The organism is Chloracidobacterium sp., assembly GCA_016720705.1.
GTDB lineage: Bacteria > Acidobacteriota > Blastocatellia > Pyrinomonadales > Pyrinomonadaceae > OLB17.
In genome coordinates this window covers 1,756,098-1,768,461 of sequence record JADKKB010000007.1, presented here as the reverse complement: position 1 = coordinate 1,768,461, position 12,364 = coordinate 1,756,098, and the positions used below count along the sequence as shown (strand labels likewise).

13 protein-coding genes are annotated in these 12,364 nt (G+C 52.6%); 3 read left to right on the top strand and 10 right to left on the bottom strand.

Annotated features, from left to right (window positions below):
- The 10 genes from IPQ00_15120 to folD all read right to left on the bottom strand — a co-directional run bounded on the left by IPQ00_15120 (position 1) and on the right by folD (position 10,712).
- Positions 1-651, bottom strand: a complete 651-nt coding sequence (locus IPQ00_15120) for a hypothetical protein (GenBank protein ID MBL0241893.1) — start codon at positions 649-651, stop codon at positions 1-3.
- 4 nt (positions 652-655) lie between these two features.
- Positions 656-1,684 (bottom strand): ABC transporter ATP-binding protein, encoded by a 1,029-nt coding sequence (locus IPQ00_15115; protein ID MBL0241892.1) that lies wholly within the window; start codon positions 1,682-1,684, stop codon positions 656-658.
- Positions 1,685-2,036: 352 nt separating this feature from the next.
- On the bottom strand, positions 2,037-2,639 hold the full coding sequence (locus IPQ00_15110; GenBank protein MBL0241891.1) for a hypothetical protein: 603 nt from the start codon (positions 2,637-2,639) through the stop codon (positions 2,037-2,039).
- Complete coding sequence (locus IPQ00_15105) at positions 2,640-3,791, bottom strand: ABC transporter permease (GenBank protein ID MBL0241890.1); 1,152 nt, start codon at positions 3,789-3,791, stop codon at positions 2,640-2,642.
- A gap of 2 nt (positions 3,792-3,793) precedes the next feature.
- On the bottom strand, positions 3,794-4,711 hold the full coding sequence (locus IPQ00_15100) for an ABC transporter permease subunit (GenBank protein MBL0241889.1): 918 nt from the start codon (positions 4,709-4,711) through the stop codon (positions 3,794-3,796).
- Positions 4,712-4,723: 12 nt separating this feature from the next.
- Positions 4,724-6,760 (bottom strand): peptide ABC transporter substrate-binding protein, encoded by a 2,037-nt coding sequence (locus IPQ00_15095; protein MBL0241888.1) that lies wholly within the window; start codon positions 6,758-6,760, stop codon positions 4,724-4,726.
- Positions 6,761-6,806: 46 nt separating this feature from the next.
- Entirely contained in the window at positions 6,807-8,711 is a 1,905-nt protein-coding gene (locus tag IPQ00_15090; protein MBL0241887.1) for a peptide ABC transporter substrate-binding protein, read from the bottom strand.
- Positions 8,701-9,321 carry a dephospho-CoA kinase gene (locus IPQ00_15085; GenBank protein ID MBL0241886.1) on the bottom strand — a complete coding sequence of 207 codons (621 nt, stop codon included), beginning with the start codon at positions 9,319-9,321 and terminating at the stop codon, positions 8,701-8,703. The genes IPQ00_15090 and IPQ00_15085 overlap by 11 nt, the downstream gene beginning before the upstream one ends.
- A gap of 93 nt (positions 9,322-9,414) precedes the next feature.
- Entirely contained in the window at positions 9,415-9,714 is a 300-nt protein-coding gene (locus IPQ00_15080) for a nucleoside triphosphate pyrophosphohydrolase family protein (protein ID MBL0241885.1), read from the bottom strand.
- A 68-nt stretch (positions 9,715-9,782) separates the two neighbouring features.
- Entirely contained in the window at positions 9,783-10,712 is a 930-nt protein-coding gene (gene folD, locus IPQ00_15075; protein ID MBL0241884.1) for a bifunctional methylenetetrahydrofolate dehydrogenase/methenyltetrahydrofolate cyclohydrolase FolD, read from the bottom strand.
- 71 nt (positions 10,713-10,783) lie between these two features.
- On the opposite strand from folD, the gene IPQ00_15070 reads away from it, so the two are divergent.
- From IPQ00_15070 to IPQ00_15060, 3 genes are all read left to right on the top strand, one after another.
- Complete coding sequence (locus IPQ00_15070; GenBank protein ID MBL0241883.1) at positions 10,784-11,686, top strand: SCO family protein; 903 nt, start codon at positions 10,784-10,786, stop codon at positions 11,684-11,686.
- A 105-nt stretch (positions 11,687-11,791) separates the two neighbouring features.
- Positions 11,792-12,028 (top strand): addiction module protein, encoded by a 237-nt coding sequence (locus IPQ00_15065; GenBank protein ID MBL0241882.1) that lies wholly within the window; start codon positions 11,792-11,794, stop codon positions 12,026-12,028.
- Entirely contained in the window at positions 12,025-12,318 is a 294-nt protein-coding gene (locus IPQ00_15060; protein ID MBL0241881.1) for a type II toxin-antitoxin system RelE/ParE family toxin, read from the top strand. Before IPQ00_15065 ends, IPQ00_15060 begins: the two co-directional genes overlap by 4 nt.
- The last annotated feature ends 46 nt before the right edge of the window (positions 12,319-12,364 follow it).

Genomic DNA, 12,364 nt, shown 5'->3' with positions numbered 1-12,364 from the left:
CTATTTTATTGGCGCTTCGATCGTCACCGGCGACTCGGTGTCGTAGGTGACCGTCATATTCTTGAGCATTCCATTTGAATATTCAATATAGATCTTGATCGGTAGGCCTGAGCTCTTACTGACCCAACTCTTGGAGGTGAACGGATAATTGCCGACCGGCGTGACGTTTTTATATGTGTAAACGAGTGCGGGCTTGCCGTCGACGGTCTCTTCGCCCTCAAATTTTACATCGGTCATCGATTTCAAACCCTCTTCGGTAAATGAATCACGGAGATTCGGTATCGAATTTTTATTGCCGGGCATCCTGGTCCATTTGCTGCCAGACTTCATATAGCCATCAGCGCCGATGAAGATCAATTCCATTCCGGCTCCGGTACCGCCAAGATAGGTGATGTGAAATTTATCAGGTGCGATGAAATCAACCTGCGACCGGATCTCGGTCTGGCCCATGCCCTCCATCTTCGCCGAGAACGATTTGAGATCCATGAACTTTTTCGACGCCGCTTTTAGCTCGGTCGTCGGGTCGCCGCCGGACGAAGCGCCGGAACCGCCACCCGTACCGCCGCCGGCACCGCCAGTCAGTTCCTTGAATTTTGAGCATCCAAGTATAGCAATGAGAAGGAGGATGAGCGGTAGCAGGATCTTTTTCATAATTTTAGTCGGCGGCCTTTTCAGCTGCTTCGGTTTTCGATTCTCGATAAACGTCTCCGGCAAAATGACAGAGCGATTTGTGCCCCACCACAACTTCGACAAAGGGCGGAAACTCGCGGTGACAGAGGTCGGTCGCGCGTTCGCAGCGTTCCGCAAACGGGCAACCCGGCGGCAGATGGGCGACGTCGGGCGGCAGTCCGGGAATCTGATATAGCTCTTTGCCTTGCTCGTGTGCCGGATCGGGCACGCTTCTCAATAGTCCTTTTGTGTATGGATTCGCCGGCGTTGCAAACAGTTCACGCGTCGCGGCCTGCTCAAACACCTTGCCGGCGTACATCACTATGATCTTGTCCGTCATACCGGCAACGACTCCGAGGTCGTGCGTGATCAGGATGACGCTAGTGCCCATTCGTGCTTTCAGGTCTTTGATAAGCTCGAGAATTTGAGCCTGAATAGTCACGTCGAGTGCGGTCGTCGGTTCATCCGCGATCAACAATTCGGGGTCGCAGCTCAGTGCCATTGCGATCATCACACGCTGACGCATTCCGCCCGAAAACTCGTGCGGATAGCTGTCGATCCGCTGTTCGGCGTCGGAGATACCGACCAGCTTGAGCATCTTGATGGCGTGTTCGCGAGCCTGCTGTTTGGAATGGCCGAGGTGAAGCCTGGTCACCTCCATCAACTGTATTGATATCTTGAGAAACGGATTGAGCGATGTCATCGGATCCTGAAAGATCATCGCGATGCGGCGGCCACGGATCTTTCGGACCTCGTCGATTGGCAGACTCAAAACGTCGATGTTGTCGAAGATGACCTTGCCGCCTGCGATCTCACCAGGCGGTTGCTGTATCAGACGCATTACAGACAGATTCGTCACGGATTTGCCCGAGCCCGATTCGCCGACAATGCCGAGAGTCTCGCCCTTTTTCAGTTCGAATGAGATACCGTCAACTGCCTTGACCACGCCGTCTTCGGTATGGAAATAGGTCTTGAGGCCATCGACCGATAAAATTGTGTTGTTATCATTGATCATCTACTATTTTTCGGTGCCGGTGGTCGGGACCAGGTCGTCAGTCTTTTTTTTGTAGGTCGAGTGCCACGTCCTCTCGTGACAATTAGGACATTTTCTCAGATTTCTCGAATTACCCTTTGCCTTCCAACGAATGCCTCCCATCTCCCATATCGACTCCTCAAAATTGCATTTTAGACACGTCATGAACCAAAGCCGCGAATCAGATTCCATTGACTGAGACCACGAAGCCGGAAGCAGTGTATTAAATATTTTTTGGATAAAACTCATAAGCTGGCATTCTGACCGAATAACTATCGACATCCCCTCGACTGCGGATCGAGGCCATCGACCGATAAAATTGTGCCGTTGTTGCTCATTGGTTGCTTTGCGGGCCAAACTTAGCGTCGCACTGGCGCGACTCGGTTGCTTCGATCAACTCGATGCGCTTGATGATCTTCGCGTTATGGATCCGCATTTCTTTGGCGTCAGCGTCGGGCGATAGAGTCTGGTATGCATCATCGCCGAAACTATCTTCTCTCACAAAAAATAGGACCCCAGTTTGGTCACTGTCGCTGTAGGTCTGTTCGCCCTGGCCTTCATAAATACGAAAGACGTCTGAAAGCTTGCTCTTTCCCAGAATGATTCCTTTGCTCGACCGCACCTTGGCCGGAGCCTCAAATGTAATGTCAAAGATCTCCTTTTTCGGGTCTTGCGTACACGCGTAAAACGAAAGTCCGAGCGATTTGTAGCTGATCACGACCGAATAATTGCCGTTTTCGAAAGTCTCGTAATTCTTGCCGTAGATCGTCTTTACCTCCTGCATCGTCGTTTTCCCGATCAGAACCTTCTCATAGCTGACACCCTCCACGATGAGCCCTTTTGTCTTCTGGGCATCGGCCATCGGCGCGACGGCCGCAAGTAAAAACGCACCGCCGATCGCTTTTGATACAAATCTTAAATATCGAGCTTTTATCATCTAAAACTTCCTCGTCTGCGGATCGAGAGCATCACGGATGCCATCGCCTAAAAAATTGAGTGAGAACAGCGTCAGCGCCATAGTCAGACCCGGGAATATGAGTTGCCACGGGAAAATCGCCAGATTCTTGATACCGGCATCGGCGAGGCTTCCCCAAGACGCGTACGGCGCTTGAACGCCAAGCCCTAAGAACGACAGAAACGCTTCGGTCAGCATCACGCTCGGTATCGTCAACGTCGCGTAAACGATCACCGGGCCGAGAGCATTCGGGACAAGGTGGCGAAAGATTATCCCAAAGTTCGAAACGCCGGTCGCACGTGCCGCTAACACAAACTCTTGATTCTTGAGCGACAGTATCTGTCCCCGCACCACGCGCGCCATCGTCAGCCACGACACCAACCCCAGCGCGAAAAACAACAGGAATATCTGGCTCAGGGCCTGATTACCCGCTCCGCCGATATTGGTGGACAGCCACTTTATCCATTCCGGCGTAGACGGCCCGCCAAAAACTGAAAGCAGAACGATTACGATCAAAATGTAAGGGATGGCATAGATAATATCGACGATGCGCATCATCAGGTTATCGATCCGTCCACCCATAAATCCGGCGATCGCTCCGTACGATACTCCGACGATCAGTGATACGAATGTCGAGATGATGCCCACCATCAGCGATATTCGGCCGCCCTGGAGTACGCGTGCAAGCATATCGCGACCTGCGTCATCGGTGCCCATCGGATGCGGTAGGGACGGAGGCAGCGAACGAGCAAGCCCCGCGTTGCCCGGAATCATGTCGTAAGTATTACCCGTTGCCCATTCGAGCAGCGGCGGACCGTTTATGACGCAGACAACAATAATGAAAAGGACGATCAGCCCTGCAAAAGCGAGCCTGTTTCGCATCAAGCGTTTTGTCGCGTCAGCCCACAAGGAACCGCTTTTGGCGCGTGACAGCCGAATTAGAGCGAACGTGAAAAATATCAGAAGCAAATCTAAATTCAAAGCCAGAAAACCTTCCCAACTGCGCGTCCAACCTATGGATGTCCAAACAAAATCGACCAGGATCTGGATAGCTACATAGACAGAGAAATACAGCCCCAAGGAACCTTTCTTGACAGAACTTGACTGGATTTGTTGATCAGTTGGGCTATTCATTACTATTCGTATCTAATCCTCGGATCGAGATATCCGTATGCGATATCCACTGCCAGATTAAAGAGCATTATCAGTATCGACAAAAATGCCACGATGCCTAGTATTAGAGGCTCATCACGATTGAGTACCGATTTGATAAAGATGTCACCGAGCCCCGGCAGGGCGAAAACCTTTTCGACGACGACCGTTCCGGCCAGAAGTGCCGCGAGTGCCGGACCGGTAAATGATACGACCGGAATGATGCCGCCGCGAAGAGCGTGGCGGAGCAGCACTGTCTTTTCGTCGAGGCCCTTGGCTCGAGCGGTACGGATATAGTCGGACCGCATAACTTCGAGCATTCCGGCACGCGTCAGGCGGGCGATATACGCCGCATATATCGCCGACAGTGTGATCACCGGCAAAACGATACTCGAAATACCGCCCCAACGGGCCGGCGGAAACCAATATAACCCGAATGCAAATATCAGGACCAACAGCGGCCCAAGCACGAAATTCGGCACCGAAAGCCCAAGCATCGCGAGCGACATCGAAACGTAATCAAATGCGGAATTCTGTTTTAGAGCCGCTATCGTACCTGCGGTCAGGCCGACCGCCAGAGCGAGCAGATATGCCAGGATGCCGATCGTCGCCGAATACGGCAGATGCCGCCTGATGATCTCGTTGACCGACTGCCCCTGGTACTTGAGCGAATCGCCAAAATCGCCGCGGACGATGTTAGACATCATCATTCCGTATTGGATGTACCACGGCTGATCCAGTCCATATTTTTTACGGATGTTGGCCTCGACCGCCGGCGGCAGCTTCTTTTCACCCGAATAGAAATTGCCCGGAGCGACGCGGATCAGTCCCCACGTCAGCGTCACGACGAGCAAAGCCATCGGGATGATTATCAGCAATCTGCGAATAATGAAACTTAGCATTGTGTTTCCCGGCTATTTCGCGGCCTTCTGTTGCGTTGCCGTCAGTTCTGACAATTGTTTTTCGAACTGCGGATCCGGAGTCTTGAAAATATTCTCAACGTCTTTGTCCCACTTGGCCTCGTCACGCTCGATGTAAACAAATTTCCACGCAAAGAGTGTTCCCGGATTGGGATACATTCCCTTGATATAGGGTTTTTTCAGCCAGTTGGTCGCGTTGATCGTCAGCGGCACGAAGGGCAACTGATCCATAAGGTAAAACTCAGCGTGAGCGAGCATCTCAAATCGCTTATCCGGATCGAGTTCGGCGTTAGCGTCATCCAGCATCTTGTCGTATTTCGCGTCGTAAAAGCCTGCTCCACCCTCATTGTCCTTGCCGTATTGCAGACTCAGGAACGTGTACGGGTCCATATAGTCGCCCGACCATAGGAATTGAGCAAATCCCTCATACTGCAACGACTTAAAATATGGTAGGTAGGTCTTGAATTCCATCGTCTTGAGCGGAACCGTGATACCTAGATTCTGTTTCCACTGCGACTGTATGAACTCCGCGATCGAACGGTTATTTTCGTTAGTATTGAACGTGATCGCGATCCGGTCGGTCGGAAAATTAGGACACGCATAGCCGCTACCTGTCTCTTGCACCGGAAATCCTGCGGCCGTCAACAGTTTGCGGGCCGTAGCGGAATCAAAGTCGTTTCGCTTCGCCCACGCTTCGGGTGAGATGTTCTTTTCTTTGCGGATCTCTTCGCCGACCTTTTCGACCGCCTTGTCATAGTTCGGGAAGATACCCGTAGGAACCTTGCCGTAGAGCGGTTTGGTGATCTTGCGGAAACTCGACAGCGCCTCGCGGTCCAGCCCGAGCATAAATGCCCGACGCACGTTCGGGTCCGTAAACGGAGCCTTGGTCGTATTCATCGCGTAATACGCCGTCGCAGCTTCCGGAAAATTGAGGTACTCATCCTTGAACGGCTTTACCTCGTCGATCCAGGACGTCGGTACCGTGTGATTGAGAAAAGCATCGACGGATCCAGCCTTGTACAGGTTCATCATCGTCGAAAGCTCTTCGACCGGATAAAACTCGATGCCGTCTAAATGAACATTAGCACCGTCCCAATAATTCGGGTCGCGTTCGAGAACAAGTTTGTCGTATGGACGATCTTCTTTGAGCCGATACGCTCCGCAAGTCACGATATTTTCGGGACGCGTCCATTCCTTACCGTATTTTTCGATCGCCTGCCGCGGAACCAAACGGAAAAACTGATGAGCGAGCAATCCCAGAAAATATGGAGCGCTCTGCCGCAGCGAGATTCTCAGCGTGTAGTCGTCGATCGCCTCGACGCCGATGTCCTCGGCCTTGACCGGAACAAATTCACCGCCTTCGACGGCCGCCTTCAGTTTGGCGTCAGCGTCGAGCTCCTTGGTACGCTTCTTTTCATCACCCTCGAGCGTGACGCGAACGGATGAACGCAGGTCGCGGTTAAAGTCGGTTTCGGGGCCGAACGCCGGCGTGTCCCTAAACGGCGAACCGGCGATATCCGCAGACGTCAGAAACTTACCGTTCTTTTTTACAAAAACCTTCTCGCCGTTGAACTCTGCCGAATACTTTATGGCATATCCGAGCCCTGCGGTTCGCGAGATCGTTTCAGGCGCAAAGCCGCGGCGAAGGCTGTAGACAAAGTCGCGGGCCGTGATCGGCGTGCCGTCGCTCCATTTGGCATTATCGCGAAGGTGAAAGATAAATTCGTCAACCTTTGGGCTGATCTCCCAACTCTTGGCGATCGCAGGTATTGGCTGTTGATCTTTCGGTCCGTATTCCACAAGACCCTCATAGAGCGCCATAAAAATACGAGCTTCGGGTTGGCCGTCGGGGAGTTGCGGGTCGAGAGTTTCGGGTTCGGAACCTGTAATGTACCTCAGCACATTGTCTTTCGGCGGCGTTGTCTTGCCAAAGTATTTGCCCTTTGCGGACGACATACAGCCCGACATCAATGATGCCAAAATGGCGATAATGGTCGCGGTTCGAAATGCTTTTAGTCGAAACAAGGCCATAAACGATCGAGGAAGATCCAGGAAATTAGTGTTGTCAGAGCTCAGGCTATTCGCCGGTGGTCGATCTCGGATGCCAACCGCTATCGATGGTCACATCTTTTAACGAAGGTGCATCTAAACTGTTCATTTCAAATCCGCTTACATACGGTTTGACCATAGCGTAAGACTTTGGAAAATACAACGGAATTGCACGCAATTCAAATATCGCGGCACGTTCCGTCAGATTCTGAACGGCTGACGGCTTAGGGCTTGGAGACGGTTCCACGGGCAGACCGGTTTCCACGTTCGGACCATTCGTCGTCGGCGCCACGCTCGGATCTTTAATACGTTTACCGATTTCCGCGGTCGTTTCGGGTGTCGGTTCGGGCTGGATGGCTTGGTCTGACCCGAAGATGGCTGCGAGACTGACGAGTTCGTCGGCCGTCGGCAACACTATACCCCGCCGCATCAGATCGTATTCGCCTGATGCCCGGGCCGCTTCGATCTCCGCCGCTTCTTTTACGATAATATCGGTCTCAATGTTTAAGTTCTGCCGCCACATACGTGCGATAAATTTCGCTATCCGCTGCTGCAGATTATTTCGGTTGATGACCAAACGAATTTTCGGAAAGCCCTCGCCATTCGGAAATCCGGCCGCGGCGAGGTGCCCACGTGCAACTTCGACATCATACGCCACCCCAATTTTACCGTTGTCATTGAGTGATAGAAATCTATTCGCCGGCTCGACCGATCCCTCGAGTTCGCCGTCGGCAAGGCGTTCGCGATCGATGGAGATGGCCAGAGCCTCACGTACGCGACGGTCGCGGAACGGGGCCGACTTGAGGTTAAAATCGTAATAGTTGAGGGCACTGTGCGTCGTTCGCCGAAAATCCTCGAAGGGTGCCAAAAGCTTCAAAGCAAGCGGCTCGAAATTGGCATTGGTGATGGCGTCGATCGACCCTGCACGATAAGCCTCAAGAGCCTTTTCGGCTGTTTCCATCGGCACAAACCTAACGCGTTCGAGCCCGACGGCATCGCGATTCCAGTAATGATCGGCACGTTCGAGCAGGATGCCGTCACCGTCTGTTTCGGTAATGCGAAATGGACCGTTGGTGACTATGGAATGATCGATGCCCGATCGTTCGAAAGACGACCCGTCACCGTAAACCGGACGAAAGATCGGATTGGCGACGAGTCGCGGCAGATCTTTGTCCGGCGACGAAAGCTCGACTTTCAGAGTACGTTCATCTGTTGCCGAAACACCGAATCGCGGCGGCACAGGTTCCGTTCGATTACCTACCTCGGGCGATGCGGTCGGCTTGGCGTTTTTTATGTCCGGTTTGCTCTCGAGCTTCGGCTCGGATGCGGTATTTGAGTTGGCCGACATTTGCTGGATCGGCGAAACATTGTCAAAAACCGGATTGCCCATAAAATCGATCGGCTGGCCCGGATTGACGACCGTTGCCGGCGTTCGACTCATCCCAACGATATTACTGAAAAGGTAGTTGTTTGCCGCCTTTTCACGCATATCCGCGAGACGTTTCCACGAGCGGACAAAATCGTTTGCGGTCACCGCTTCGCCATTCGACCAACGAGCATCGCCGCGCAGATGAAATGTCCAGGTTTTAAGGTCATCCGACGATTCCCACTTTTCGGCAACGCCCGGTACCTCCTTGAGCGATTTGGCGTCAAGATCGGTCAGCCCCTCATAAATGCCGCGAACAATATCGGTTTCCGGGGCGGCGGCTGCACGCGCGGGATCTAAATTTTTGGGAGCTTTGCCGTTGCTCCAGCGAAATTCTTGTTGCTTTGGCGGTTTGGTCTGGGCGTAAAATGTCTCTGTCTTAGGCCGGCTAAGTTCGCTGCAGGCGGTCATCACAAAAGTCGCGGCGATCACGAGGATCGCGCCCGGCAATGTCAGGCGAAATGCCATTCGCCGAACCTTGGCAATGATCTGGTCGTTAACATTCATCGCTAATAGCCGCTTGTTGTCGTAGAACTTCGACTAATGTGAGCGTTTGCCGACGAGTGTCGTCAAAGCCGTGTGAGGTGTCGATCAAATGATCGGCATAGAGCTTTTTCGCATCCTGCGGCATCTGAACGTCGATGCGTCTTTCGGCGTCTTCGCGGCTCAGATTATCGCGTAACATCAAGCGATTCAATTGTATAACAGGTTCGCACCAAACGACAATAATTTTGTTAAACCGCTTGTAACCACCGGATTCGATCATCAATGCCGCATCGATCACCGCGATTCCGTCGGGGTCGGCAACCGCAGCATCGCGAAGCCAACCGTCCTGGACCGCGAACACTCGCGGATGAACTATCGAATTGAGCAGAGCTCGCTTTTCCGCATCGGCAAAAACTAATGTGCCAAGCTTTTTGCGGTCAAGTTCGCCGTCGATAGTGAGAATATCTTTGCCAAAATGCTTGACGATCTCGACTAACCCTTCGGTTCCCTTCGCAACGACGTCGCGGGCTGTCACGTCCGCATCTAAAACCCGCACTCCGGCCTCACGCAAGACACTGCAAACGAACGTCTTACCGACAGCGATCGAACCCGTTAATCCAACAGTCAACATTCGATTTGATTAGAGACGCAAACGCTCCCCGAAGGTCCGTCTGCCAAAGCTAAAGGCCACTCAATGATCGGCAACTCGTCGGTGAAGTTTTAATTAACTACCGTGACGCTTATTGAGTTTGTCGACGTTATACTCGGCGATCTCATTGAGGGTCAGGTCTAGCTCATCAGCGCAGGCCGAGATGTACCATAGCACGTCGCCGAGTTCGTCCTTGAGCCTCGTTCGGATATCTTCATTCATCACGCCGCCGTGATCACGCTGGATCTTTTTAACGACATTGGCGACCTCACCGGCCTCGCCGGCAAGTCCGAGCGTCGGATACTCCAGATTTTCGAGCCGCCGAGGGTAATGTGCGGTCTTGCACGCCGCTGACTGATATTCTTCAAAGTTCATATTTTTGTATTACTGCGAAACCGTAAAATAGATCTAGCACTTCGATTACTCGGAATCTTTTTCTGCGATCAGATCCTTCGTCTCATACGAGCGGCCGTGACCGTGTTTTTCATCAGCATCGCGACGGTCAGCAATCCGATGCCGCCCGGAACGGGCGTGAAATACGCGGCCTTATCCATCGCGTCGCGCGGGTTAACATCGCCGACCAGCGTAAAACCGCGCTTTTCGATCGTCGCCAGACGCTTTTCGATATCATCCGGCCCAAAAAGCTCGCGAGCTAGCTCAGGATCTTCGACATTGTTTATCCCGACATCTACCACTGTTGCGCCTTGGCCGATATGTTCAGCCTTGATAAACCCGGCCCGACCGATAGCCGCGACCAGTATGTCGGCCCGCGAACAAACGTCAGCCAGATCCGCCGTTCGCGAATGACAGATGGTCACCGTCGCGTTTTCGTGCAGCAAGAGCATCGCCATCGGTTTGCCGACGATATTACTGCGGCCTACGACGACGGCGTTTTTACCGGCGATCGTAATACCGGAGCGTTTCAGCACCTCGATCACACCCGCCGGAGTGCACGGCTTCAAGGCGTTTTGGCCTTGCATCAACCGCCCCGCGTTGACCGGATGAAAGCCATCGACATCCTTTTCAGGATCGATAAGCTCTAGCACCTTTTGCTCGTCGATGTGTTTGGGCAGAGGCAGCTGGACAAGAATGCCATCGACATCCGTACGTGCATTTAGCCCACGGACAGCGTCGATGATCTCGTTCTCGCTTGCATCAGCAGCAAAATGGATCTGCTCCGACCTAATACCTAGTTCCTCAGCTGTGCGGACCTTGCTGCCGACATAGACGGCCGACGCCGGGTCTTCGCCGACCCGCACGACTACCAAGCACGGCGAAAATCCGTGAACCTCCCGGATGTCAGCAACCTCAGCGGCAACCTCGGCCTTTATAGCATCAGAAAAAACCTTTCCACTCAATAATTTTGCAGTCATAATCTTGTATCGATTTTACCGTAAAGCCGCGGACTTTGCTAAAATCAGCGGTAACGGCGGCAGATATCAATATGCGTAAAACTTTACTCGTACTTATTATTTCAGTGTTCGTTTCGGCCTGCCAATCAGGTACGGCCGTCAACAGTTCGTCAACGTCGGCTAAACGCTACCCGATCGAGGGCAAGGTCATCGCCGTCGACAAAGCAGCCAAAAAGGCCACGATCGACCACAAAAAGGTCGAGGGCTATATGGATGCGATGACGATGGACTTTCCGATCCACGCAGATTGGGTCTGGAATGAACTGCAGCCCGGTGCAGAGATCAAGGCCGAACTTGTTGTCGATAACACTGCCAAAGATCCGTTTTGGCTTGAGAATATCGGCATCGTCGCGGCCCCGATGCCGGGCCAGGCAACGCCGATCATCGATGAGCGATTTGTCCAGATCGGCAAGCCCGTACCCGACTTTATGCTGACCAATCAGGACGGCAAGATCGTCTCGATCAAAGATTTTCGTGGTAAAGCCTTAGCGATCACATTCATTTATGCACAATGTCCGCTGCCCGATTACTGCATCAAGATGTCGACTAATTTCAGCGATCTGGCCAAGCAGATCAGTGCCGATCCCGCCGCGAAGGACAAGTTACGGTTGCTAAGCATATCGTTTGACCCGGCCCGCGATACGCCCGAGAAGCTTCGTTCATATGGTATGGGTTATCTCGGCAAAGACGTGAAACCGGACTTTACGATCTGGCAACTTGCCGTCGGCAAGGACGCCGATGTCCGCAAGCTCGCCGACTTCTTCGGGCTCCGCTATGAGGTCGACGAAAACGATAAAGCACAGTTCAATCACAGCCTGCGCACTGCCGTTATCGGCCCGGACGGCAATGTCTTCAAGATCCTCCCCGGCAACAATTGGACGCCTTCCGACCTGCTCAGCGACCTTGAGGCAGCGATGGGTCCGCCAAAACCGTGACGCTCTGGTTGAAAATGGAAACGGGTAACACGAAAACCGGAACATGACGTCTAACTAACAAAATAATTATTGAAAGCAGATTAGAACCGACGTATCCTAAGAAATATGGGCGTATTGATCGAAGAAATTACTGAAACGGCATTGTCGCTACCTATGTCAGAGCGGGCCATCCTTGCGAATAGATTGTTTGATAGTCTGGGTCCGAACACCGAGTCCGAAGAGATCCGTCAAGCATGGGCGACGGAAGCATTAAGAAGGCTCGACGAGATAGAGTCGGGTGCGGAAGAGGCAATTGATGCAGACGAGGTTTTTGCAGACCTCGGTTTACTGAGCTCCAGATGAAGGCAAGATTTCATCGGCTTGCAAGACTTGAGTTGAAGAGTGCTGTCGAATACTACAATCGCGAAGAACCGGGTCTTGGTGACATATTCGGTAGGATCGTACGAGAAGCGACAAGCGAGCTGCGAGCGGAACCGCAGCGATGGCCGGTTTTTGAAGGAAGAATTCGTCGCTATTTCTTAAAGAAATTTCGCTACGTTCTGCTCTATGCCGAATCCCAAGGCTCGATACTAGTCGTAGCCGTAATGCATTCGAGCCGAAAGCCCGGATACTGGAAAGATAGGGTCGACTAAAGTGAATTGTTAGGTTGCACAACCTTAAGCCTGTGCCGTTCGCCCA

Bases quoted from the DNA above. Each gene is read 5' to 3' on its own strand.
- IPQ00_15080 (MBL0241885.1), bottom strand. From the start codon at position 9,714: ATGAACTTTGAAGAATATCAGTCAGCGGCGTGCAAGACCGCACATTAC.
- folD (MBL0241884.1), bottom strand. From the start codon at position 10,712: ATGACTGCAAAATTATTGAGTGGAAAGGTTTTTTCTGATGCTATAAAG.
- IPQ00_15105 (MBL0241890.1), bottom strand. From the start codon at position 3,791: ATGAATAGCCCAACTGATCAACAAATCCAGTCAAGTTCTGTCAAGAAA.
- IPQ00_15120 (MBL0241893.1), bottom strand. From the start codon at position 651: ATGAAAAAGATCCTGCTACCGCTCATCCTCCTTCTCATTGCTATACTT.
- IPQ00_15060 (MBL0241881.1), top strand. From the start codon at position 12,025: ATGAAGGCAAGATTTCATCGGCTTGCAAGACTTGAGTTGAAGAGTGCT.
- IPQ00_15065 (MBL0241882.1), top strand. From the start codon at position 11,792: ATGGGCGTATTGATCGAAGAAATTACTGAAACGGCATTGTCGCTACCT.
- IPQ00_15115 (MBL0241892.1), bottom strand. From the start codon at position 1,684: ATGATCAATGATAACAACACAATTTTATCGGTCGATGGCCTCAAGACC.
- IPQ00_15070 (MBL0241883.1), top strand. From the start codon at position 10,784: ATGCGTAAAACTTTACTCGTACTTATTATTTCAGTGTTCGTTTCGGCC.
- IPQ00_15095 (MBL0241888.1), bottom strand. From the start codon at position 6,760: ATGGCCTTGTTTCGACTAAAAGCATTTCGAACCGCGACCATTATCGCC.
- IPQ00_15085 (MBL0241886.1), bottom strand. From the start codon at position 9,321: ATGTTGACTGTTGGATTAACGGGTTCGATCGCTGTCGGTAAGACGTTC.
- IPQ00_15090 (MBL0241887.1), bottom strand. From the start codon at position 8,711: ATGAATGTTAACGACCAGATCATTGCCAAGGTTCGGCGAATGGCATTT.
- IPQ00_15100 (MBL0241889.1), bottom strand. From the start codon at position 4,711: ATGCTAAGTTTCATTATTCGCAGATTGCTGATAATCATCCCGATGGCT.
- IPQ00_15110 (MBL0241891.1), bottom strand. From the start codon at position 2,639: ATGATAAAAGCTCGATATTTAAGATTTGTATCAAAAGCGATCGGCGGT.